This is a genomic window from Flavobacterium sp. F52 (assembly GCF_000278705.1).
GTDB classification, from domain to species: domain Bacteria; phylum Bacteroidota; class Bacteroidia; order Flavobacteriales; family Flavobacteriaceae; genus Flavobacterium; species Flavobacterium anhuiense.
Genome location: NZ_AKZQ01000028.1, coordinates 62,149 through 83,547, shown reverse-complemented (window position 1 = coordinate 83,547; position 21,399 = coordinate 62,149). Strand labels below are relative to the sequence as shown.

Here is a 21,399-nt window from a genome sequence, read left to right as displayed (position 1 = left end):
TGCAAATTTAAGTCTTTATTTAGTTTGTGCAAACTTTTTGGCCAAAAAAAATCATTTTTTTTGATTTTTTTCACATTCAAATCCGCTTCAATATTAAAAACTCCTCATAGACAACGCATTACTCATTACGCATTGTTTTATAGAATTTTTTGTTAATGCTCGTTTCTTTACATAAAAAAACATTTTCTTTGTAGGATAGAAAAACATTCAAATTTTTAACACCTAAATATGGCACAATTCAATTTCAATAAATGGAATACAATTATTGGTTGGTTTGCATTTGCAATCGCTTTAATAACTTACACCTTAACAGTAGAACCTACAATGAGCTTTTGGGATTGCGGAGAATATATTGCTACCGCAGCCAAACTTGAAGTGGGACACCCACCAGGAGCTCCACTTTTCCAAATGATGGGCGCATTTTTTGCCATGTTTGCAATAGATGCTCAACATGTGGCTCTAATGGTTAACATGATGTCTGTTTTCTCTAGCGCATTTACCATATTATTTATGTTCTGGTCATCATCTATGATTTTGAAAAAAATCGTAGGTCGATTTACCGAAATTGACCAAAATAATTCGATTGTAATTTTAGGAAGTTCTTTTGTAGGTGCTTTGGCTTACACTTTCTCTGATAGCTTTTGGTTTAATGCAGTAGAAGCCGAAGTTTATGCAATGGCTTCTTTATTAATTGCATTGCTTTTCTGGCTTGGTTTACGCTGGGAGCAAGATATGGACAAACCAAAAGGAAATAAATGGCTTTTAATCATTTCATTGGTTGTCGGTCTTTCGTTTGGAGTTCACTTCATGGCTCTTTTGACCATTCCTTCTATTGGATTCTTATACTATTTCAAACACTACGAAAAAGTTACGATTAAAAACTTCCTTATTGCCAATGTAGTTGTTATTGGAATTTTATTATTCATTTTCAAATTACTTCTTCCTCTTACTATGGCATTTTTCGGAAAAACCGAAATTTTCATGGTAAACAGCATGGGACTTCCGTTCAACTCAGGAACTATCTTTGTAGCATTATTATTAATTGCGTTTTTCTATTTTGGATTAAAATACACTAGCAAAAAAGGTTTAATATTCTACAACACTATTATATTATGTATCTTATTCATTTTGATTGGTTTCTCAACTTGGTTAATGCTTCCTGTTCGTGCAAATGCCAATACGGTTATTAACGAAAACAAACCATCAGACGCTACAGAAGTTTTAGCTTATTATAATCGTGAGCAGTATGGTGTAAATCCTTTATTTTATGGACCTCAATACACTGAACTTTTTGCTGGTCTTGATGCTAAAACGCCTTATTTAGATAAAAAACCAAACTACGAAAGAGATTATAAAACAGGTAAATATATTATTACCAATAATTATAAAAATGCAGAACAAAATTCTGATGACAACCAGAAAGCCATTCTGCCAAGAATGTGGAGTACAGAAACGGGACACATTCAAAACTATATCAACTTTACAAATCCTCCAAAGTTCCGAATCAATCCTAATTATAATTATGATGAAGATTTGGCAAAATACGGAATCGACGCTAGTCAATTGAGCGAAGACGAATACAACAAAGCTACAGCTCAATTGCGTAATGAAGTTGAAAAAACAGTTTCTGAGTTTAGAAGAGCGTATGCTCAAAAACAAATTGACAACGAAGGTTATGTAAAATTCTTAAGAAGCTACGGAGAATATTTAATTATCGAAAAACCATCTACAGCGGACAACTTCAGTTTTATGTTTGAATACCAGTTTGGATACATGTACTGGAGATATTTGATGTGGAATTTTGTTGGACGCCAAAATGATGTTCAAGGTAAATATGATAATTTAGACGGAAACTGGATCAGCGGCATCAAAGCTTTAGATTCTGTTCATTTAGGCTCACAAGACAACCTTCCAACAGATGTTTTAAACAACAAAGGTCGTAACGCTTATTATTTCCTACCTTTTATTTTAGGATTAATTGGTATTATGTATCATGCAAACAAAGATTTGAAGAGCTTCTATGTACTTTTAGCTTTATTTTTATTTACAGGAATTGCACTAAAAATATATTTGAACGAAAGACCTTTTGAACCTCGTGAAAGAGATTATGCTCTTGTAGGTTCATTCTATGTCTTTGCCATCTGGATCGGATTTGGTGTTTATTCGCTCTATGAAAGTTTGTATAAATACTTAGCTCCAAAAATTGCGGGACCAGTAATTATTGCCGGAAGTTTATTGGCTGCGCCTGTTTTAATGGCTTCTCAAAACTGGGATGATCACGATAGATCTGGAAGATATACAGCAGTTGCAATGGCAAAAGCTTATTTAAGTTCTTGCGACAAAGACGCGATCTTATTTACCATTGGAGACAATGACACCTTCCCTCTTTGGTATGCGCAGGAAATTGAGCATTTTAGAACCGATGTGAAGATTGTAAATACGAGTTTATTTATGACAGACTGGTATATTGACCAGATGAAAGCGAAGTCTTATGAATCAAATCCGTTGCCTATTTCTTTTGTTCATAGCCAATATGTGGGAGATAACTTGGATTACACAGCTTATATTCAAAAAATTGATACTCGTTGGAACATTAAAGATTTTATCGATTTCATCAAAAATCCTAAATCGACTGTTGGATTGCAAAACGGACAAACTATCCATTTCTATCCAACAAACAAGATTAGAGTAAATGTGGACAAAAACACTATTATTCAAAATAAAGTAGTGAATCCTAAGTATTACGATTCTATTGTTCCTTACTTAGACATTGATATCAAGGGAAGCGCACTATACAAAAACCGTTTAATGATGCTTGATATTTTAGCTAATAACAATTGGAAGAGACCAATTTATTTTAGCGGCGGAGCTTTTGATGATGAAGATTATTTATGGCTAAAAGATTATCTGCAATTGGACGGAATGGTATATAAATTGGTTCCAATTAAAAATACTCCTTCTAAAGATGGCGGACCATTAGATATGGGACAAATTGATGCAGATAAAATGTACGATATTGTAATGAAATGGGATTGGGGCAATAGCAATGGAAACATCTATCACGATCCTGAAACTAGAAGAAATAGCATTACTTACCGTACTAATCTTTCGAGATTAATGAATCAGCTTATTGCAGAAGGTAAAATTGACAAAGCTAAAAACGTAATCAATTTAGCGATGACCAAAATGCCTTTAGACAAATATGGATATTATTCATTAGTTGAAGCTTTTGCAGATGGTTATTACAAAGTTGGAGAAAAAGCCAAAGCACAAGATCTATTAAACAAATTGGTTCAGAAATATAAAGAGAATCTAAACTATTACAGTACATTGACTCCTTCTGATCAAACTGATTTGGCTGTAGACATCATTACAGATATTGAGCGTTACAGAAGCTTATTGCATGTAATGGATGATAATAAGGACACTGCTTTTTACAACCAGCACAAAACAACATTTAATACTTACGTGAATGTTTTTGAGCGTTTTGGACGTGAAAAAGAATAAATAATATACAAAAATCTTACTTATTAAAAAAATGCAGCGCTGTTTGATAAATAGCGCTGCATTTTTTAATTTTATGCATACTAATACAATTTTAATTCAAAATGAGCTTTTATTGGGTAAAAACTAACGCATTTATAAAAAAGGTATTTTCTAAATATTGCTGGGACATCCCTAACAACGAAAAGAAAATATACCTGACTTTTGATGATGGCCCTACTCCAGAAATCACAGACTGGGTCTTATCTGAATTAAAAAAATTTGATGCAAAAGCTACTTTTTTCTGCATCGGTAAAAACATTAAAGCGAATCTGGCTTTATTTGAAAAGCTAATTACAGACGGACATTCCATTGGCAACCATACGATGAATCATGTAAATGGATGGAAAATCCATACCAAAGAATATATCGAAAATGTAAAAAATTGTGCCGCTATTTTGGATGAGCAAGAAAAAGCTCCTCGCCGTTTATTATTCCGTCCCCCTTATGGAAAAATTAAAAAAGCGCAATCTAAAATCCTTAGAAGTTTGGGCTATAAAATTGTGATGTGGGATGTTTTAAGCGCTGATTTCGATCAAAGCATTACTCCAGAAAAATGCCTTGAAAATGTAACCAAAAATGTAAAATCTGGCAGCGTAATTGTTTTTCATGACAGTATTAAAGCTTCTCCAAATTTAAGATTTGCTTTGCCTAGAACACTGCATTTTTTAAAAGAAAACGGATATAAGTTTGACATTATCCACTAAATAACATCAACAAAAGAGAAGTTATTTAGACGTTAAATTGTTCCTGAACAATTCCGATTATAGTATTGGCATCAAGCTCTCCAGATTGTCTCCAGATCATTTGGCCTTCTTTGTAAATCATTAAAGTTGGAAGCCCTTTAATACGAAGTGCTTCTGCTAGTTCCTGATTTTTATCTACATCAATTTTGATTACTTTGGCTTTATCGCCAAGCGCAGCAGCTACGTCCTTAATGACAGGATGCATAGAAACTGAAGATTCATTCCAATCTGTGTAAAAATCAATTAACACTGGAACTTGAGCATTTATTAGTTCTCCAAATTTTGACATAAAACCAAAAAATTAAGTTTTTTAAATCTCTAAAAGAAATAAATATTATACAAATGTAGCATTTTTAACGAATTAACCGACATTCTGGCCTTTTTTTAGTTCAATTACTGTTATTTCGGGCATAATTCCAACTCGTCCTGGATAAGCATGAAAACCAAAGCCGCGGTTAACATAAACGTATCTTCCAACATTTTCGTACAATCCTGCCCATTGTTTGTAAATGTATTGTGCCAAACTCCATTTAAAATAGCCTGGGATTTCAATTCCGAACTGCATACCGTGCGTGTGGCCAGCAAACGTAAGATGGAAATTCTTTGGGTGATCTTTGATTTCAGCATCCCAATGGCTTGGATCATGGCTCATTAACACTTTAAAATCGTCTTTGTGAACATTTTCAGACGCTTTATTTAAATCACCTGCTTTCTTAAAATTCACTCCCCAGTTTTCAACACCAATCAGAGCAATTTTATCATCACCTTTTTGAATGTAAGTATGTTCATTCAGCATTAATTTAAAACCAATCTGGCCATACAAATTCTTAATTGCCTTAAAATTTTCGTCTTTTTCCTTTTCAGAAGGCCAAGTTACATATTCGCCATAATCGTGATTTCCTAAAACTGCAAACTTTCCATATTTATAATCTTTAATACGGCTAAAGGTTTCCAACCATGGATGCATTTCTTTAGCATGCGTGTTTACAATATCTCCAGTAAACAAAATCAAGTCCGATTCTTGTTCATTGATCAAATCAATAGCGTAATTTATTTTCTCAGGATTATCAAAACTTCCGCTATGAACGTCTGAAATCTGAGTGATTTTAAATCCATCAAAAGCATCTGGAAGATCTGGAAAAAACACAGTTTGTTTGATTACTTTGAAATTATATTTGCCTTCAAAAATTCCGTAGATAATAGAAAGAAATGGAATCGCTGCCAAACCTAACGCCAGTTGGCTAACAAATTTCCTTCTGTCAGGCATCATTTCTTTGCGTGGAGTATTGTAAATAAAATAATTTACGATACTGGCTCCTATTCTAAAAATATCTTCACTAAACATTATTAGCGTAAGCAAAATTTTAGGCACGTAAACCGTTAGCATTAAACCAGTGGTAAACATAAATTGCCTAGTTTGACCGACAGATCGATCTACCTGCGAAAAAGAATAAATAATAAAAATTAAAACCAGTAAGCTTATAACCTGATAACCAATCAAAATCCAGCGTGTTTTGATTAAAGTTCGAAAAGCCTGATATGAATAGAACTCAATAAATAATAAAAGAGCACATAGAATTACAAAACGACGGATCATTTAATTTTTAGTTTTAAACAAAGTAACAAAGAATGCGAATTCTATTTCTTTTTATTATAAAAAATTTAACGCTGTTAAAATAAAAAAGCTGAAAGATGACTCTTTCAGCTTTAACCTACCAACCTTTAAAACTATTTAATCTTAAGACTTAAAATCTCGTTTTATTTTGCTTTTGGAGCTTCTGGTTTTGCAGCTTCTGCTTTTTTCTCACCTTTAGCTTTTTTGTTTGCTTTTTTATCTTGTTTTTCAGTTTTCACCTCTTTTGTTTTTGCTGGTGCTGGAGTTGTTTGTGCGCTTGCCATTGCAACTGTTCCTAAAACTGCTACTGTTAAAATTGCTAATTTTTTCATGACTTTAAATTTTTATGATTGTTATTTTCATTATTTATAAGTCAAAGATATAACCACAAAATGAAGACAAAATGAAGAAAAAGTCTTACAGAAAAGTTTAACTTTTAATTGTGATTTTGAAAACCATAATTTAAAAGAAGTTCCTTTTCCTAATTCAGATTCTACAGTAATTTCTATATGATGAAAAGAAGCAATACTCTTAGCAATTGCAAGACCTAAGCCCTGTCCTTCCTGATCAGAACTGATTCTGGCAAAACGACTGAATATTTTCTCAAGCTGTGATTCATCCATTCCAATTCCGGAATCCTTTACCGAAATAAAATAATGATGATCTGCAAAACCATCTTCAACAATAATTTTTCCTTGCGGTTTATTATATTTTATGGCGTTGGTCACCAAATTATAAATTAGGATATGAATTAAAGTTTTGTTTCCGGTAAAAACAAAATTGTTTTCCATTTTATTTTGGAAGTGAATTTCTTTATCCTCAATACGATCTTGAAGATCCTCTTGCAGATCAGAAATAATTTCGCGAAGATTAATTGCTTCATTCAATTCATACTGATTATTATCTATTCTGGAAATCAGCAATAAATTATTGATAATCTTTTTGAGCATATCTAGCGTCTTTAAAGAACCCGCAATTTTATCAACCGCATTGTCATCTAAAGATTCATTCTGCAGCAAGTTTTCTAGTTTATTTTTGAGCAATGCTATTGGTGTTAAAAGTTCGTGCGAAACATTCGAAATAAACTGTTTTTCTTTTTTAAAAACCTCCGCAATTCGATCCATCATTTGGTTCAAAACAAAATCCAATTCTCTGAAATCTCTTGAAGCCGCTTTTATCGGAGTATGGTCAAACGTTTCAGGTTCGTTTACACGCCTAATTTTGGTATCAATTATTTTATAAAATGGCTTTAAAAGGTATTCAATAAAAAAAGTATCAGCCAAAAAAGTAATGAATAGAATCACCACAAATACAATTATAATAAACAGTCTGATTACAAAAGTCAAATCGTTGACTTCACTGAGACTGCTGCCTATTTCAAGCTGATAATCTACACCTTCATAAGTAAAATGATGCTGTAATATTCTGTATTCGCTTTCTTCATTTTCAATCTTACGATATTCGTTCGTAAAAGTTGATTTTTTCTGATGTGGCTTTATAGGAACCCTAGACAGCACCAAAAACTCACTATGCAAAGTTGAAAATTCAGCAAAAGTCTCAGTCGTGTCATCTGGGTTTTCTATAAAATCATTTATTTCTTCTTGATTAAGATGTTCAATAAATTTTTTCTTTTTCTCCAGCAATGTGTTATTAATATGGTGATATACCACATTTTCGACCAAAATTGGAAGCATTAGCCATAAAATCAAAATGACCAACAATCTGGTCATGGCATTAAAAATGGCTAATTGATGTTTTATTTTCACAAGAATAAATTTATTCGTTTATACGATAACCCACATTTCGAACTGTTTCAAACCAATCTATTGAAGTATGTTTGTCTAATTTTTTTCGGAGATTTCGAACATGGACATCGATAAAATTAGAATCTGAATTGACTTCTAAAATATCACCCCAGATATGTTCGGTCAATTGCAATCTTGTAATGACACGGTTTTTATTAAGAACTAAATACTGGAAAATATCAAACTCCTTTTTGGTAAGACTTAAAGGAATTTCATTAAAACTTACTTTATAATCTTGAAGCTGTAGCAAAAAGCCATGAATACTTAAATTGTTTAAGGTAAAACCATGAATCCTACGAATCACTGCAAACAATCTTGCCGCCAATTCTGTCAAAGCAAAAGGCTTTGTTAAATAATCATCGGCTCCAAGATGAAGTCCGTTAATCCTGTCATCCAATTCTCCTCGGGCGGTGAGCACAATTACTGCGATTTTTGATTTAGTTTTTCGAATTGTCTGCAAAACCTCAAAACCGTCTCCATCAGGCAAACCCAAATCCAACAGCATGGCATCATAATCATTGCTTCCAAATTCCTCCAAAGCATCTGCACAACTATTGGCAATTTTACAGATATAACCTGCATTACATAAAAAATCGTAAATTTCTACAGCAAGCTCTTTATTATCTTCAACAATTAAAACATTCATAAACAAAGCATTTAAGCACAACTAAAATTAATCAATTATCAAAAATCCAGCTGTACATTATTAAAAAATTAACGAATGAAAAAAGCTGACAAATTTCTTCATCAGCTTCTTCAATCGCATTCTCATAATCATTATTCCTGTTTTTGCCTCCGTTACAATGCTTCGAAAACAAAACGAGAGCAATTCTTATTTTTTCACAGCTGCTGCCTCTTCTTTTGGCGCTTCAGCTTTTGCTTTTTTGTTTCCTTTATGATGATGATGTTTGGTTGCTTTAACTTCTTTTGCAGGCGCTGCCTGAGCTGGAGTTGTTTGAGCGTTTACCATTATACTTGTTCCTAGAACTGCTACTGCTAATAAAACTAATTTTTTCATGATCTTTAAATTTTTAAATTAACCAACTTTATATATTAAATTATTTTTTTGCTTCTTTTTTTGTTTCTTTATTTACTTTTGCTGTTTCTGTTTTTGAAGCTTCACTTTTTCCTGATTTTACTTTTTTATCAGATTTGTTTTTTGGGTGTTTTGTTGCTTTTACCTCTTTTGCAGGAGCATCTTTACCATCTTTTGCAGGAAATGCGTGAACCATTGCACTTGTTCCTAAAACTGCCACTAATACCATTAATAAATTTCTCATGATTTCTAAGATTTAAGAATTAATACCTTTTATTTTACAGATCAAAATTACCTTCGCAACATGAAGAGAAAATGAAGAAATCCCTGAATAAAAAATTTTAACTTGATATTAACGCTTTGCAGATTTTCACCATATAAGTTATATAAGTTCATTTTAAATATTCACTATAAAATAATATTACAGATGAAATAGAAGACGCACTGCGGTGCTTCTCTACAGACACATCTCAGCTAAAATGAACTTATATAACTTATATGGTAAAAAATTTCTTTTTTGATTAATTTTTGCAACCTCAATTGTTTATTTTTACAGACTAATATTTTTAATATGTCAACTCAAAAACGCCTTTTTCTTCTAGATGCTTATGCACTAATTTTTCGTGGTTATTATGCATTTATAAAAAACCCGAGAATCAACTCAAAAGGAATGGATACATCTGCAATTATGGGTTTTATGAACTCACTTTTAGATGTTATTAAAAGAGAAAAACCAGATCATTTGGCCGTTGCTTTTGATAAAGGGGGAAGCCATGTGAGAACCGAAATGTTTGTAGAATACAAAGCAAACCGAGATGAAACTCCAGAGGCAATTAAAATTGCTGTTCCGTATATTCAAGAGCTATTAAGAGCCATGCATATTCCGATTATTGAGCTTGAAGGTTGCGAAGCCGATGATTTGATTGGAACAATTGCCAAACAAGCCGAAAAACAAAACTATCAGGTATTTATGGTAACGCCCGATAAAGATTTTGCGCAATTGGTTTCTGAAAATATCTTTATGTATAAACCTGCCCGAATGGGTAACGGAATCGAAATTTGGGGAGTTCCTGAGGTTTTGGCAAAATTTGAAGTTGAAAGACCTGAGCAAGTAATTGATTTTCTTGGAATGATGGGCGACGCGGTGGATAACATTCCTGGATTGCCCGGTGTTGGTGAAGTAACAGCTAAAAAATTCCTGAAAGAGTTTGGTTCTATGGAAAATCTTTTGGCTAATACAGACAAGCTAAAAGGTAAAATGAAAGAAAACATTGAAGCGAATAAAGAAAAAGGAATTCTTTCTAAAAAACTGGCGGCCATTATTACAGATTGCGACGTTACTTTTAATGAGGAAGATTACGAACTTTCTCGTCCAGATATAGAAAAAACAGATGCTATTTTTCAAGAATTAGAATTCAGAAGAATGGCTGAGCAGTTCGACAATTTATTTAGAACAGATGGTGCTCAGACTGCCAATGCTGCTCCAGATGCAAAACCAGCTAAAAAAACTCCTGCCAAAAATGAAGATCAATTTGATCTTTTTGGAAGTGCTAGTGCAGATGAAGATACAGATGCTCCAAGAACTTCTTTCTATAACACTTTAGAAAACACAGAACATTCCTATCAGACCATACAAGGTGATCTAGGAATTAAATTGCTTTTACAGAATCTGCAAAAACAGTCTGCAGTTTGTTTCGATACAGAAACTACAGGAATCGATGCTTTGCACGCAGAATTGGTAGGAATGTCATTTTCTTACGAAAAAGGAAAAGCATTTTATGTTCCGTTTCCTGAAAATCAAGAAGAAGCAAAAGCCTTGATTGAAAAATTTGTTCCGTTTTTTGAAAATGAAAACATTGAAAAAATTGGGCAGAATTTAAAATATGATTTAAAAATACTTTCTAATTACGGCGTTACTGTAAAAGGAAAGCTTTTTGATACTATGATTGCACATTATCTGATCAATCCAGATATGCGTCATAATATGGATATTTTAGCAGAAACTTATTTGAAATATTCTCCAAAATCAATTGAAACTCTAATTGGTAAAAAAGGAAAAAATCAGCTTAATATGCGTGATGTGCCTTTGGAAGACATTAAAGAATATGCTGCTGAAGATGCCGACATTACATTACAACTGAAAGAAATCTTTACAACTGAACTAGATAGGACTGAAACTAAGAAGCTTTTTGATGATATCGAAATTCCACTAGTAAGCGTTTTGGCTGATATGGAAATGGAAGGCATTCGTTTAGATGTTGATTTCTTAAAACAAATGTCTAAAGAAATGGATGTTGAAATCAAATCTTTGGAACAGAAAATATACGAAACAGCTGGCGAAACATTCAACCTTGCTTCTCCAAAACAATTAGGAGATATTTTATTCGATAAACTTAAAATTGGCGGAGCTAAGCAAAAGAAAACCAAAACCGGACAATATGCAACTGGTGAGGAAGTTTTGACTTATTTAGCAAATGACAATCCAATTGTAAAAGATATTTTAGATTGGCGCCAAATGGTAAAGCTGCAAAGCACCTATATATTAGCATTACCAGAACAGGTTGACAAAAAGACCTTACGCGTTCATACCGATTATATGCAGGCAGTTGCGGCAACTGGTCGTTTGAGTTCTAACAATCCAAACTTACAGAACATTCCGATTCGTACTGAAAGAGGACGCCAGATTCGTAAAGCTTTTGTGGCACGCGACGAAAACTATACTTTAATCTCTGCCGATTACTCGCAAATTGAATTAAGAATTATTGCAGCTCTAAGTGGCGAAGAAAATATGATCAAAGCTTTTCAAGACGGAGAAGATATTCACAGAGCAACGGCTGCAAAGGTTTTTAATGTTGCTTTAGAAGAAGTTTCCCGCGAACAAAGAAGCAATGCCAAAACGGTAAACTTCGGAATTATCTATGGTGTTTCTGCTTTTGGATTAAGTAGCCAAACTTCACTTTCAAGAAGCGAAAGTGCTGCTTTGATCGATGCTTATTACAAAACTTACCCACGTCTTAAATCTTATATTTCAGATCAAGTAGATTTTGCAAGAGAAAAAGGCTATGTGCAAACTATTTTAGGGCGCCGTAGATACTTAAAAGACATTAATTCTGCTAATGCCGTTGTAAGAAGCGCCGCAGAACGAAATGCTGTCAACGCGCCAATTCAAGGAAGCGCTGCCGATGTGATTAAAATTGCCATGATTAATATTCATAAAAAACTTCGTGATGAAAACTGGAAGTCTAAAATGTTGCTTCAAGTGCATGATGAGCTTGTGTTCGATGTTCACAATGACGAACTCGAAAAAATCCAGCCTATGATCAAACACGAAATGGAAAATGCCTTTAAAATGTCGGTTCCTTTGGAAGTTGAACTTGGAATGGGTAAAGATTGGTTAGAAGCGCACTAAAAAATAAATTATTTATCATATTAAAAGCTGTTCGATTTTGAATAGCTTTTTTTATTCATTAAAAACAACATTGTAAGAATTTTACTTTTGCTACTTTTACAGTTTTATAACCACCTTTAAAGATTTAAAAGAAAATGAAAAAATATTTTTTCTTCCTATTTCTACTTTACTCAACAATTTCATTTTGCCAGAACAAAATTTATTATCTGGAAGGAACTCTAGGAAAAAGCATCATTTTTATGACTGTACAGGTCTACAATTCTGACAATGAAACCAATTTAAATGCCGTTTACTTCTACAAAAACTCATTAAAAGATATTAAGCTCGAAGGAAAACTAAAAGACAGCAATAATTTTACTTTCTATTTTAAACCAGGCGATGTTATAACTGAAAAATTCTATTTAAAGAAATCAGGCAATAATTTTGATGGTTTTTGGTATGATGCCAAAGACAAGCAGTTAGCCGTTCATCTTGAACCTGTAAATTTTGACAACTACAAATCAAATCTCAAAATTAGATTTGATGACGAACGTTTAAATCTTGTGAAATATAAATTCCTCGAATTTAAAAAACAGAAAACAACACTTTATAACAACAAAGAATTTGTATGGTATTCTGAGAAACATTGCGATTCAAATTTCTTTAGATTGGGAAATAATTTTTCAGAGAAAAATAAAACTTTGATTAATCCTGTTTTAGAAAGCATACATATTGAAAACACATTAGCTCAGCTTAATTGTGCATCTAGTTTTGAATATAGCCAAGGAAAAGGCATTGAAAACACAACAACCATAAATTTTCTGAATAATAATTTGCTGGGATTTGAAATTTTTAGTGGTTGGGATTGCGGAGGTGCACATCCCGATTTTGGTGGCAATGGCTATCTCATTGATTTAAATAATGGAAAACAATATGGAATTGATGATATCCTAGCTTTTGACAAAAGCGTTACGGGCGACAGTGAAAATAATTTTGATGCTTTTTCAAAATACAGAAATGATTTTTTTGCTCCAAAATTACTGGCTGTGATTAACTCTCAGCAACATTTTGAAAAACCAAAAAATACAGATGACGATCCTTGCGATTATACCAACGAAGAATATTGGGATTTTCCTTCTTGGAATTACACAGAAAAAGGAATTGAATTTACTCCTATTTTTTATAGAGCAGCAAGATCTTGCGAGGAATCTTTTTTAGTTCCTTTTGAGAAATTAAAAAAGTACAAGAATCCTAAATTTCCTTATGAGCTTAAATAAAAAAAATCCATTCGCTTAACGAATGGATTTTTTTTATTTTTATTTTTTTCGAGTTGATTCTCTTTCTTTCAATTTTGTTTTGATGACGATTGTTTCGTAATCTGAGACTGTTCCTTCTGGCTCTTCTAATCTTTCGATTAATCTTTTGGCAGCCACTTCTCCAATTTCAACTCCATGCTGACTTACTGTAGTCAAACTTGGCGACAAACGTCTTGAAGCTAAAATACCATCGGCAAAACCAATGATCGAAATATCTTCTGGAACTCTGTATCCTTTTTTTAAACTTACTCTTAAAGCCGCAACCGAATCATTTTCGTCCAAAGCAAAAATTCCATCAATTTTATTCTCAAAAAGCGCATCTATTTTAGCTTTCATGTCTTCTTCAGAATCGGTACGAAGAATAATTTTTTCGTTAACTGGAATATTATTGTCTTTTAAAGCTTTTAAATAACCATCAGCTCTTAGTTTTCCAACACTTAAATTATCTACAGAAGATATTAAAGCAATATTTTTACATCCAAGATTAATTAAATGCTGTGTCGAGTTTAATGCCGAATCGAAATCGTCTACCACAACCTTATCACAATCAACTTCATCAGCAATACGGTCAAACATTACAATTGGCGTTCCGTCATTAATAATTTCCGAAAAGTGATTGTAATCTTGAAGTTTTTGAGCTTCTTCTGAAACCGAAAGAATAAATCCGTCAATTGTTCCATTGCTTAACATTTCAAGCGTGTGGATTTCTTTCTCTAAAGATTCGTTAGAGATACACGTAATTACATTATATCCTTTTTTATCGGCAACTTTCTCAATACCGCTAAAAACTTTCGCAAAGAAAGAATTTAAAATATTAGGAATAATTACCCCAATCGTTTTTGTTTTACGATTTTTTAGATTCAAACCAATAACATTCGGCTTATAATTTTTGAGTTTGGCATACTCTTTAATCTTCACCTTTGTTTGTTCACTAATTTCTGGACTGTCATTCAACGCTTTAGATACAGTCGAAACAGAAACACCAAGTTCCTTCGCAATTTGTTTTAGAGTTGCTTTAGCTTTCATCCAATTGAATTTTATGTAATTAATACAAATATAGTAGAATTACCTAAAATAAAACAAAAAACACCTATCAGTATTTAAAATAATCAAGCCTTTTCCAAAGAAAACCAGCAAACGATATGATTTTTCTGAAATCTATATTATAAATTGTTCTATATACCTTATAAACAATATTTTTGCACAAAAAACATACAATTTCAAAAGCTTTCTCCATCAAATAATTCAAATACTTTTTTGAATGTTTTAATTAAAAAACTGAAGTCCTGATTTTCAGCAGATAAAATATTCTTTTCAGGTATTTGGTTTTAAAATAATTAATTGTACTTTTGCATCCCCTTTATTGGGGATGGAATGTTTAATTAAAATAATATTATGGACGCATTAAGCTACAAAACAGTTTCAGCAAGCAAAGCCACTGTAACTAAAGAGTGGATTGTTGTTGACGCTGAAGGTCATAACTTAGGACGTCTTGCTTCTAAAGTTGCAATGATCTTGAGAGGTAAGTACAAGCCAAGTTACACACCGCACGTTGACTGTGGAGATAACGTAATTGTTATCAACTCAGAAAAAATTAACCTTACAGGTACAAAAATGAATGACAAAATTTACATGCGTCATACAGGTTACCCAGGAGGACAAAGAACTTTAACTGCTAAAGTATTGCAAGCTAAAAATCCAGCTGCATTAGTAGAAAAAGCTGTAAAAGGTATGTTGCCTAAAAACAAATTAGGTGCTGAACTTTTTAGAAATCTAAATGTTGTTGTAGGATCTGAGCACAAACACGGAGCTCAAAAACCTAGAACTGTTAACCTAAATGATCTTAAGTAATGGGAGTTATTCACAAAATCGGTAGAAGAAAAACCGCTGTTGCACGTGTATACGTTTCTGAAGGAACAGGAAACATCACTGTAAACAAAAAAGAATTCGCAACTTACTTTCCAACTGCAACTTTACAATACAAAGTTTTACAACCGCTTTCTATGACTGAAAACGCTAGTAACTTTGACGTAAAAGTAAACGTTTACGGAGGTGGTACAACTGGTCAGGCAGAAGCTGTAAGAATGGCATTAGCACGTGTAATGTGTGAAGTTAACGCTGAAAACAGAGCTATCCTTAAACCAGAAGGTTTATTAACAAGAGACCCAAGAATGGTTGAACGTAAGAAATTCGGTCAGAAGAAAGCTCGTAAGAGATTCCAATTCTCTAAACGTTAATATTACCTGTCTTGTTCAGATGGGACAAGACATTATCAATTATTTATTGAAATTAAAAAACACAGTTATTGTTGCTCTCCTATCGAGGTAGGATATAGTTTAGCATCTAAATGTATGAAGCCAGAGAAATCGCCATTCACACATTGCTAATCAACAGAACGTAAACTAGTACAAAAATGGCAAACAAAATAGAAGTAAAAGAATTACTAGAAGCAGGTGTTCACTTCGGACACATGACTAGAAAATGGGATCCAAACATGGCTCCTTACATTTATATGGAGCGTAATGGTATTCACATTATCAATCTATATAAAACTGCAGCTAAAATTGAAGAAGCTAACGAAGCTTTGAAAAAAATCGCTGCATCAGGTAGAAAAATCTTATTCGTAGCTACCAAAAAACAAGCAAAAGACATCGTTGCTGATAAAGCAAAAGCTGCAAACATGCCTTACATCACTGAAAGATGGCCAGGTGGTATGTTGACTAACTTCGTAACTATCAGAAAGGCAGTTAAAAAAATGTCTTCTATCGATAAAATGAAGAAAGATGGTACTTTCAACACTTTATCTAAAAAAGAGCGTTTACAAGTTGATCGTCTACGTGCTAAATTAGAGAAAAACTTAGGTTCAATTGCTGATATGTCTAGACTACCTGCAGCATTGTTCGTAGTAGATATCAAAGCTGAACACATCGCAATAAAAGAAGCTCAAAAATTAAACATTCCAGTTTTCGCAATGGTTGATACGAATTCTGACCCAAGAGAGGTTGATTACGTGATTCCTGCAAATGATGACGCTTCTAAATCAATTGACAAAATTTTATCTTTAGTAACTACTGCAGTAATCGAAGGTCTTTCTGACAGAGGTGCTGAAAAAGAAGTTGAAGCTGCTGAAGAAGCTCCTGCTGTTGAGGCTGAAGCTGCTCCTGCAACTGAAACTGAAGAATAAATCAAATTTTAAATTCCAAATTTTAAATTCCAAATTCCAAATACAAAATTAAAAACGTTATGTTGATAATTTAATAAAATTGGAGTTTGGGATTTAAAAGCTGGAATTTTTTACTTTTAACATTAAAAATTCAAAATATTATGTCAACAATTACTGCTGCAGACGTAAATAAATTAAGACAATCTACAGGTGCCGGAATGATGGACTGTAAAAAAGCTTTAGTTGAAGCTGAAGGAGATTTCGATAAAGCGATACAAATCCTTAGAGAAAAAGGACAAAAAGTTGCTGCTAACCGTTCTGACCGTGAGTCTGCTGAAGGTGCTGCTGTTTCTTTTATCAATGCTGACAACACTAAAGGAGCTATCATCACTTTAAACTGTGAAACTGACTTCGTAGGTAAAAATGAGGCTTTCGTTGCTTTAGCTAAAGATTTAGTAGAAAGAGCTATCAACTTCTCTACAAAAGAAGAATTATTAGCTTCTGATTTCAACGGAATTACAGTTGCTGAGAAATTAATCGAGCAAACTGGAGTTATCGGTGAGAAAATCGAAATCGGCGGTTTTGAAATTTTAGAAGGTGCTTACGTTGGATCTTATGTTCACGTTAACAAAATTGCTGCTTTAACTGCAATTTCTGCTCCAGTTGCAAACGCTGAAACTTTAACAAAAGACATCTCTATGCAAGTTGCTTCTATGGGAGCTGATACTTTATCTTACAAAGATTTTGATCCTGCTTTTGTTGAATCTGAACTTGCTGCTCGTATTGCTGTAATCGAAAAAGACAATGAAGAAGCAAAACGTTTAGGAAAAACTTTGAAAAATGTTCCTAAATACATCTCTTTCTCTCAGTTAACTCCTGAAGTTATTAAACAAGCTGAAGAAGATGCTAAAGCTGAATTAAAAGCTGAAGGAAAACCAGAGCAAATCTGGGACAAAATTCTTCCAGGAAAAGTTCAACGTTTCATTTCTGACAACACTACTTTAGATCAAGAGAAAGCTCTTTTAGATCAAAACTTCATCAAAGATGACAGTAAAAAAGTTGGTGATTATGTTAAAGGATTCAATGTTGAAATTACAGGTTTCAAAAGAGTTACTTTAGGTTAATATATTATTTTCAATATAAAAAGCCCGAATATTTTATTTATTCGGGCTTTTTTATTTTCATATAAAGCTAATTCTCAACTGGAAAATTTCTTGCTCGCATCAATGCATCAGATTTTGGGGCATGTCCCCTGAAATTCTCATACATTTCTTCGTTATCAATAGTATTTCCGACACTTAAAACTGTTTTATAAAGACGTTCAGAAACACTTTTATCAAACGGCCCATCTGCTTCCAGAAAAGCCTCATAAGCATCTGCATTAATGACATCTGCCCATAAATAGCTATAGTAGCCAGCCGCATATCCGTCGCTTGAGAATATGTGAGCAAACTGCGGAATTCTATGTCTCATTACAATTTCTGACGGCATATTAATCTCGTCTAAAACTTTCTTTTCAAATGCATGCGGATCAATCGTTTCTGTCGTTAAATGCAATTCCATATCGACAAACGAACTTGAAATCGTTTCTACCGTGGCAAATCCTTCATTAAAATTAGCAGCCTTCCCTATTCTTTCCACCAATGACTGAGACAATGGTTCATTTGTTTTATAATGAAGTGCAAACTTATTTAGAACTTCAGGCGTTGCCAACCAATGCTCTAAAAGCTGAGATGGAAATTCCACATAATCTCTGGCAACAGAAGTCCCTGAAAGACTTGGATAAGTAACATTTGAGCACAAACCATGAAGCGCATGACCAAATTCATGAAATAATGTCGTTGCATCATCCCACGAAATCAAAACAGGTTCTTCGCTATTTCCTTTTATAAAATTGCAATTATTCGACACAATAGGAAGTACATTCCCTTTTATCTTCTGCTGATCCCTATGCGAATTCATCCACGCCCCTGAACGCTTTCCTGTGCGCGCATAAGGATCAAAATACCAAAGGCCTATCGCTTCTCCTGTATTTTTATTATTCACTTCCCAAACACGAACATCAGGATGATAAACCGGAACATTAAATAATTGCTTAAAACCTAAGTTAAACAATTCACCAGCTGTCCAGAACATTCCTTCGCGCAAGTTTTCAAGCTGTAAATACTGTTTAATTTCATTTTGATCTAAATCGTATTTTGCTTTACGCACTTTTTCTGCATAAAAACGATAGTCCCAAGGCTGAGTTTTAAAATTTCCGCCTTCTTCATCAACCATTTTTTGCATGGCTGAAACATCATTTTTTACTTTTTCTACAGCTGGTTTCCATACAGAACGCATCAAATCGAGCGTTTTCTGTGGATCTTTGGCCATTTTATTTGATAAACTCCATTCTGCAAAGTTTTTAAAACCTAAAATCTTTGCCTTTTCAGCCCTTAATTTTAGAATCGACACAAGTGTTGCATTTGTATCATTTTCGTTCTTATTATCGCCTCGTTTTACGAAAATATCAAAAGCTTTTTCTCTTAAATTTCTTCTGTTTGAGAAAGTCAGAAAAGGTTCAATTGAAGATCTAGTGTTTCCAATACAACCTAAAGCAGTCAGATTTCGCTCTTTTGCCTCTGCAATAGCAGCATTTTTAAATTCTTCTGGTAAACCCTCAAAATCATCTTCTGTTTTTAATTCTATATACTGATTGTTTTCTTCTGCCAACAACTTTTGACTGAAAGCTGTAAAAAGTGTTGCCAATTCCTGATTGATCTTAGCCACTTTCTCTTTATTCTCTTCATTTAGCTCTGCTCCTTCCCTAACAAAATCAGTATAATACAACCAAAGCACACGCTGCTGTTCCTTGGTTAAATTCTTCTTTTGATCTGATTTGTATAAGCTTTCAATTCTAGAGAACAGTTTTTCATTCTGATACAGTTTATCATTAATTTCTGCCAATTTTGGAGACATTTCGGTATCAACCGCATTAAATTCTGGAGTACTTAAATTGGATCTGTAAATGCCATAAACTGCGTGAATTCTATCCAATTTTTCGCCAGAAAGTTCCAATGCTTCAATCGTATTTTTAAAGGTCGCCTCTTCTGGATTATTAGCAATTGCATCAATTTCTTCTAATTTTTCCTTAATAGCAAATTCTATTGCAGGCTTAAAATCTGAAACTTTGTAGGCTGTGAAATCTGGAACGCCTCCATAAGGTCCAGACCAATCTTTTAACAATGGATTATCTAATTCTATAGGTGTTTTCATAACAAATGCATTAATTAATTTTGTGCAAAATTTGACTGGCAAAAAATGCAACAGAATCTCAAAATTAACTAATCAAGAGCAAACTTCATATGCTAAAAAATTATAGTTTCAAAGATTTAAAGAAATAGTTTATTTTTGGAACATCAATACCAAAAATCAAATGTTTAGAACCAGAAAAGAAATTGTTTTTGTAATTTTAGCAGGAATTTTTATAACCAATGCCGTTGTGGCTGAGTTAATTGGAGGTAAATTAATCCAAATTGGGCCTTTTGTGATGAGTATAGGAATTTTGCCATGGCCAATTGTATTTCTAACCACCGATTTAATTAATGAATATTTTGGCGAAAAGGGTGTAAAAAAACTTTCTTTCATAACCGCATGTCTGATTGCTTATGCATTTTTGATCCTTTTTATGGCCATTACTATTCCCGCTGCAAAAGGAATTAGTCCAGTAAATGATGATCAGTTTCAAGCAGTATTTGGGCAAAGTATGTGGATTATAGTTGGGAGCTTAATAGCCTTCATGGCTTCGCAGCTTATTGATGTTTGGATATTTTGGTTTTTTAAAAACAGAACTGGCGAGAAGAAAATATGGCTGAGAGCAACCGGTTCTACTGTTATTTCGCAATTATTTGATTCATTTATTGTTTTAGGAATTGCTTTTTGGTTGCCTGGAAAAATTGATTTTGACACCTTTATATCTTCAGGATTAATAGGATATACTTTTAAATTAGCAATAGCTATTTTATTGACTCCAGCGATATATTTAGGACATCATCTAATTAAAAAATATTTGGACGAAGATCCTGCTCATAAAGGATAAAAAAATATTTAGGTCATGAAAAAAAATTACTTTTATATTTTGTTCTCTGTTACCTATCTCTTTTTCAGCTGTGGCAATGACGAAAAAAAACAGCCTAAAAAAGTCATTCAACCTGTCAATAAGTTGACACCTGCTTCTGTAAAAGTAAATCCTAAAATTTCTTCAAAAAGCATTACGGCGCCAAAAGAGTTTGACTCAAAAAAGACTGTTGTCCAAAAAGATCCTTTTGCAATCAAAAACCCAATAGAATTTAAACCATTAAGTTCGCAAACCACAAATAACATAGCCACTCCACCAACTCCTATAAAAAAGGAAGTTAACGAGAAGCTATTAAATTTTGTCAATATTCGTAAAATATTAGATAAATGTAAAAAGGGCCAGACCATGACCCAAAAGCAGTTAACTGAGAACTTTGAAATTCCAGAAGAAGCTCTCAAATTAGTAAAAAGTGTAACTAAAACAGCAGAAAATGAATTGGCTGTAAAATGGCAGTCTACTTGGTTTGTCGAAAGAGTCTCTGATGCAGAACTGGAAGATGGCAAAATGAAAGTAGTCTTTAAAGCCAATAAAATGTATACTTCTGGAAATGCGATTGGCATTAAATACAACAAAAAAGTTTACAATAATTTAGTTATAGTTGGACGTTCAGCTTATATTCCTAGTGTAAAAGGATATAGCTGGCAGATTGGAAGATAATTTATAATAAAAA

The 21,399-nt window shown here is 33.1% G+C and carries 19 protein-coding genes; 10 read left to right on the top strand and 9 right to left on the bottom strand.

All coding sequences use genetic code 11. The features are described from left to right. Window positions 1-228 precede the first annotated feature (228 nt). Window positions 229-3,507 (top strand): DUF2723 domain-containing protein, encoded by a 3,279-nt coding sequence (locus FF52_RS15010; RefSeq protein ID WP_008466812.1) that lies wholly within the window; start codon window positions 229-231, stop codon window positions 3,505-3,507. Between the two features lie 101 nt (window positions 3,508-3,608). Beyond that, the gene (locus tag FF52_RS15005; RefSeq protein WP_008466810.1) at window positions 3,609-4,250 is read left to right on the top strand and encodes a polysaccharide deacetylase family protein; all 642 of its coding nucleotides are present in this window, start codon (window positions 3,609-3,611) and stop codon (window positions 4,248-4,250) included. Between the two features lie 25 nt (window positions 4,251-4,275). On the opposite strand, the gene FF52_RS15000 is transcribed toward FF52_RS15005, so the two are convergent. The 7 genes from FF52_RS15000 to FF52_RS14970 form a co-directional block, all read right to left on the bottom strand. Beyond that, window positions 4,276-4,578, bottom strand: a complete 303-nt coding sequence (locus FF52_RS15000) for a thioredoxin family protein (RefSeq protein ID WP_008466807.1) — start codon at window positions 4,576-4,578, stop codon at window positions 4,276-4,278. 72 nt (window positions 4,579-4,650) lie between these two features. Next, entirely contained in the window at window positions 4,651-5,886 is a 1,236-nt protein-coding gene (locus FF52_RS14995) for a metallophosphoesterase (RefSeq protein ID WP_008466805.1), read from the bottom strand. A 161-nt stretch (window positions 5,887-6,047) separates the two neighbouring features. Next, a complete protein-coding gene (locus tag FF52_RS14990) occupies window positions 6,048-6,236 on the bottom strand; it encodes a hypothetical protein (RefSeq protein WP_008466802.1) in 189 nt (62 codons plus the stop codon). 30 nt (window positions 6,237-6,266) lie between these two features. Beyond that, window positions 6,267-7,670 (bottom strand): sensor histidine kinase, encoded by a 1,404-nt coding sequence (locus tag FF52_RS14985; protein ID WP_008466801.1) that lies wholly within the window; start codon window positions 7,668-7,670, stop codon window positions 6,267-6,269. Between the two features lie 10 nt (window positions 7,671-7,680). Continuing rightward, window positions 7,681-8,355, bottom strand: coding sequence for a response regulator transcription factor (locus tag FF52_RS14980; RefSeq protein ID WP_008466799.1), 675 nt, complete (start codon window positions 8,353-8,355; stop codon window positions 7,681-7,683). A 186-nt stretch (window positions 8,356-8,541) separates the two neighbouring features. After that, window positions 8,542-8,727, bottom strand: a complete 186-nt coding sequence (locus tag FF52_RS14975; protein WP_008466798.1) for a hypothetical protein — start codon at window positions 8,725-8,727, stop codon at window positions 8,542-8,544. Between the two features lie 40 nt (window positions 8,728-8,767). Then, window positions 8,768-8,989, bottom strand: coding sequence for a hypothetical protein (locus FF52_RS14970; protein WP_008466797.1), 222 nt, complete (start codon window positions 8,987-8,989; stop codon window positions 8,768-8,770). Between the two features lie 327 nt (window positions 8,990-9,316). Between FF52_RS14970 and polA the strand changes: the two genes are divergently transcribed. Both polA and FF52_RS14960 read left to right on the top strand, forming a co-directional pair. Beyond that, window positions 9,317-12,154 (top strand): DNA polymerase I, encoded by a 2,838-nt coding sequence (gene polA / locus FF52_RS14965; protein WP_008466796.1) that lies wholly within the window; start codon window positions 9,317-9,319, stop codon window positions 12,152-12,154. Window positions 12,155-12,288: 134 nt separating this feature from the next. Then, window positions 12,289-13,410, top strand: a complete 1,122-nt coding sequence (locus FF52_RS14960; RefSeq protein ID WP_008466795.1) for a hypothetical protein — start codon at window positions 12,289-12,291, stop codon at window positions 13,408-13,410. A gap of 39 nt (window positions 13,411-13,449) precedes the next feature. On the opposite strand, the gene FF52_RS14955 is transcribed toward FF52_RS14960, so the two are convergent. Continuing rightward, window positions 13,450-14,475 (bottom strand): LacI family DNA-binding transcriptional regulator, encoded by a 1,026-nt coding sequence (locus FF52_RS14955; protein ID WP_008466794.1) that lies wholly within the window; start codon window positions 14,473-14,475, stop codon window positions 13,450-13,452. Between the two features lie 369 nt (window positions 14,476-14,844). Between FF52_RS14955 and rplM the strand changes: the two genes are divergently transcribed. The 4 genes from rplM to tsf all read left to right on the top strand — a co-directional run bounded on the left by rplM (window position 14,845) and on the right by tsf (window position 17,736). Continuing rightward, window positions 14,845-15,300 carry a 50S ribosomal protein L13 gene (rplM, locus tag FF52_RS14950; RefSeq protein ID WP_008466793.1) on the top strand — a complete coding sequence of 152 codons (456 nt, stop codon included), beginning with the start codon at window positions 14,845-14,847 and terminating at the stop codon, window positions 15,298-15,300. After that, complete coding sequence (gene rpsI / locus FF52_RS14945) at window positions 15,300-15,686, top strand: 30S ribosomal protein S9 (RefSeq protein ID WP_008466792.1); 387 nt, start codon at window positions 15,300-15,302, stop codon at window positions 15,684-15,686. The genes rplM and rpsI overlap by 1 nt, the downstream gene beginning before the upstream one ends. Window positions 15,687-15,862: 176 nt before the next feature. After that, window positions 15,863-16,633: a 30S ribosomal protein S2 gene (rpsB, locus tag FF52_RS14940; RefSeq protein ID WP_008466790.1), complete on the top strand. Its 771-nt coding sequence runs from the start codon at window positions 15,863-15,865 to the stop codon at window positions 16,631-16,633. Between the two features lie 140 nt (window positions 16,634-16,773). Beyond that, entirely contained in the window at window positions 16,774-17,736 is a 963-nt protein-coding gene (gene tsf, locus FF52_RS14935; RefSeq protein WP_008466788.1) for a translation elongation factor Ts, read from the top strand. 67 nt (window positions 17,737-17,803) lie between these two features. Here tsf and FF52_RS14930 read toward each other — a convergent pair whose 3' ends face one another. Then, on the bottom strand, window positions 17,804-19,867 hold the full coding sequence (locus tag FF52_RS14930) for a M3 family metallopeptidase (protein ID WP_008466786.1): 2,064 nt from the start codon (window positions 19,865-19,867) through the stop codon (window positions 17,804-17,806). Between the two features lie 160 nt (window positions 19,868-20,027). On the opposite strand from FF52_RS14930, the gene FF52_RS14925 reads away from it, so the two are divergent. Continuing rightward, a complete protein-coding gene (locus FF52_RS14925; protein WP_008466784.1) occupies window positions 20,028-20,690 on the top strand; it encodes a queuosine precursor transporter in 663 nt (220 codons plus the stop codon). A gap of 15 nt (window positions 20,691-20,705) precedes the next feature. Then, complete coding sequence (locus FF52_RS14920; RefSeq protein WP_008466781.1) at window positions 20,706-21,386, top strand: hypothetical protein; 681 nt, start codon at window positions 20,706-20,708, stop codon at window positions 21,384-21,386. Window positions 21,387-21,399: the final 13 nt, after the last annotated feature.

Excerpts from the sequence above, each read along its gene's own strand:
- FF52_RS15010 (WP_008466812.1), top strand. The coding sequence starts at position 229 with ATGGCACAATTCAATTTCAATAAATGGAATACAATTATTGGTTGGTTT.
- FF52_RS15005 (WP_008466810.1), top strand. The coding sequence starts at position 3,609 with ATGAGCTTTTATTGGGTAAAAACTAACGCATTTATAAAAAAGGTATTT.
- FF52_RS15000 (WP_008466807.1), bottom strand. The coding sequence starts at position 4,578 with ATGTCAAAATTTGGAGAACTAATAAATGCTCAAGTTCCAGTGTTAATT.
- FF52_RS14995 (WP_008466805.1), bottom strand. The coding sequence starts at position 5,886 with ATGATCCGTCGTTTTGTAATTCTATGTGCTCTTTTATTATTTATTGAG.
- FF52_RS14990 (WP_008466802.1), bottom strand. The coding sequence starts at position 6,236 with ATGAAAAAATTAGCAATTTTAACAGTAGCAGTTTTAGGAACAGTTGCA.
- FF52_RS14980 (WP_008466799.1), bottom strand. The coding sequence starts at position 8,355 with ATGAATGTTTTAATTGTTGAAGATAATAAAGAGCTTGCTGTAGAAATT.
- FF52_RS14975 (WP_008466798.1), bottom strand. The coding sequence starts at position 8,727 with ATGAAAAAATTAGTTTTATTAGCAGTAGCAGTTCTAGGAACAAGTATA.
- FF52_RS14970 (WP_008466797.1), bottom strand. The coding sequence starts at position 8,989 with ATGAGAAATTTATTAATGGTATTAGTGGCAGTTTTAGGAACAAGTGCA.
- polA (WP_008466796.1), top strand. The coding sequence starts at position 9,317 with ATGTCAACTCAAAAACGCCTTTTTCTTCTAGATGCTTATGCACTAATT.
- FF52_RS14960 (WP_008466795.1), top strand. The coding sequence starts at position 12,289 with ATGAAAAAATATTTTTTCTTCCTATTTCTACTTTACTCAACAATTTCA.
- FF52_RS14955 (WP_008466794.1), bottom strand. The coding sequence starts at position 14,475 with ATGAAAGCTAAAGCAACTCTAAAACAAATTGCGAAGGAACTTGGTGTT.
- rplM (WP_008466793.1), top strand. The coding sequence starts at position 14,845 with ATGGACGCATTAAGCTACAAAACAGTTTCAGCAAGCAAAGCCACTGTA.
- rpsI (WP_008466792.1), top strand. The coding sequence starts at position 15,300 with ATGGGAGTTATTCACAAAATCGGTAGAAGAAAAACCGCTGTTGCACGT.
- rpsB (WP_008466790.1), top strand. The coding sequence starts at position 15,863 with ATGGCAAACAAAATAGAAGTAAAAGAATTACTAGAAGCAGGTGTTCAC.
- tsf (WP_008466788.1), top strand. The coding sequence starts at position 16,774 with ATGTCAACAATTACTGCTGCAGACGTAAATAAATTAAGACAATCTACA.
- FF52_RS14930 (WP_008466786.1), bottom strand. The coding sequence starts at position 19,867 with ATGAAAACACCTATAGAATTAGATAATCCATTGTTAAAAGATTGGTCT.
- FF52_RS14925 (WP_008466784.1), top strand. The coding sequence starts at position 20,028 with ATGTTTAGAACCAGAAAAGAAATTGTTTTTGTAATTTTAGCAGGAATT.
- FF52_RS14920 (WP_008466781.1), top strand. The coding sequence starts at position 20,706 with ATGAAAAAAAATTACTTTTATATTTTGTTCTCTGTTACCTATCTCTTT.